Annotated in this window: 1 protein-coding gene and 1 tRNA gene; both read left to right on the forward strand. The window is 29.6% G+C overall.

Annotated elements, in window-relative coordinates; translation table 11 throughout:
- Nucleotides 1-1,245: serine hydrolase (locus ACQCX0_RS04840; protein WP_462563046.1), on the forward strand; the 1,245-nt coding region annotated here is incomplete at its 5' end.
- 74 nt (nucleotides 1,246-1,319) lie between these two features.
- A tRNA-Arg gene (locus ACQCX0_RS04845) sits at nucleotides 1,320-1,395 on the forward strand.
- Nucleotides 1,396-1,514 lie beyond the last annotated feature (119 nt).

Raw genomic sequence — 1,514 nt, forward strand, 5'->3', positions numbered from 1 at the left:
TATAATATTTTACTTATTTCTTTATTATTTACTATAGTAGCACCGACTCAAGAGTTAAACAAAGAATTGTTTGACAATATAGGTTTATTAGCAACAGCTAAAATTAAACACCAGTTAACTAGTGGTATGGTAGTATTGGTTAGGAAAGATAATAAGATATTATATCATAAGTCTTTTGGGTATAGCTTTTTAAAAGATAAAGATAAATTACTTAAAAATCCTATCCCTATGCAAAAAGATACTTTATTTGATTTAGCCTCAGTTACTAAGGTGATGGCTACCACTCAAGCTATTATGAAATTAATAAGTGAAGGAAAGTTATCTCTTGATGATAAAATTATAAAATTTTTTCCAAACTTTATTAAGAATTCTAAAAAACAAACTTTCTCTAAAGAGAATATTACAATTTACCAATTACTTACCCATACTTCTGGTCTTGCTGCATGGAAACCTCTTTATTTTTATGCAGACAATTCTACACAATCTCTTCAATATATTGCAACTGAAGCACTAATTTATCAATCAGGTACCCAAACTGTATATTCAGATTTAGGATTTATAGTTTTAGGAAAGATTATAGAAAAAGTAACTAATCAGCCATTAGATTTATATTTATTAAAAAATATTTATACCCCATTAGGAATGCAAGATACAATATTTAACCCAAGTCAAATATTAAAAGAACGAAGTGCTGCTACTTCTTGGGGTAATCCGTTTGAACAAAAAATGATTGATAGAGAAACTCCAGTTAAATATCAAGGCACTGAGAAATCTAGTAACTTTAAGAAATGGAGAACTTATACCTTACAAGGAGAAGTAAATGATGGTAACTCTTATTATGCTAATGGCGGAATAGCAGGGCATGCAGGCTTATTCTCTACAGCTTATGACTTATCGTTATTAGGACAGTTAATGTTGAATTATGGTACTTATCAACAAACTACTTTATATAAAAAGGCAATTGTAAAAGAATTTATAAAAGAGCAAAAATCTGGTAGAGCTTTAGGATTTGAAGTAAACAAAAATTATATGGGAAACAATCATCCAAAAAATACTTATGGACACACTGGGTTTACGGGTATTTGTATAGCCATGCATCAAGAAGAAAATCTTATGATTATAATCTTATCAAATAAACAAAATGTAGGATTAAATACAAATAATCTCTACACTAGTCCTGTTACTTTATGTGCTGATATTATGGATACTGTATATAGTGCTTTAGTAATCAAAAATTTTAAATAACAAACAAAATACATAATTTTACCCTAATTAATACTTGCTAAGACAATATTATTTAGCTATATTATAAAGGGTATGCACTCGTAGCTCAGAGGATAGAGCAACCGCCTTCTAAGCGGTAGGTCGCACGTTCGAATCGTGCCGAGTGCACCATACTAAAACTCTCATACCTATAAAAACTCTATGGTCTCAGGGTTGTCAAGGGAAAAATAAAATATTTAAAATGTTGATTTTGTGGGATTTATGGATTAGTAGAAAATTGCTCTGTTACA

It is taken from the genome of Candidatus Hepatincolaceae symbiont of Strigamia maritima (assembly GCF_055505085.1).